This window comes from Veillonella parvula, assembly GCF_001553335.1.
Taxonomy (GTDB): Bacteria; Bacillota; Negativicutes; order Veillonellales; family Veillonellaceae; genus Veillonella; species Veillonella parvula_S.
In genome coordinates, this window is the sequence record NZ_KQ960809.1 from 1 (window position 1) to 509 (window position 509).

1 tRNA gene is annotated in these 509 nt (G+C 38.5%); it reads right to left on the minus strand.

Annotated elements, in window-relative coordinates:
* Nucleotides 1-269 precede the first annotated feature (269 nt).
* Nucleotides 270-345: transfer RNA gene (locus HMPREF1865_RS08545), tRNA-Ala, on the minus strand.
* Between the last annotated feature and the right edge of the window lie 164 nt (nucleotides 346-509).

Genomic DNA, 509 nt, shown 5'->3' on the forward strand with positions numbered 1-509 from the left:
CGTACGCCCTTAAAATCTTTACTTATTTTACATCTTCTGATGAAAATCTCTTAGATTTCATTGACATGCATTAGATACATTGTCGTTTTTTGTAGCCGTACATTTTACATGTACGTCACCATTAAGTCAGAGAATTATTTCCTATGTGCTCGGGTCAACCTACTTAGAAATTCTAAGAGATGACCTTACAAATATATAATAATTATCTTCTATGCAGTTTTCAAAGAACAAACAATTAGTAAATCACAGACTCGCTGTTAAATACTAAATGGTGGAGACGAGGAGATTCGAACTCCTGACCCCCTGCTTGCAAGGCAGGTGCTCTCCCAACTGAGCTACGCCCCCGTAATGGGTTCACTTAAGTCTCGATAATCCATTCCGAAGAATCCGTTATCTTTTATAAGCTTTTCCTATTATTTTAGCTCTTAATGTCTGTACTCTACACAAAAGTGTATTTCAAGTTATATGAGCCAACTGGTGGGCCTAGGTGGACTCGAACCACCGACCTC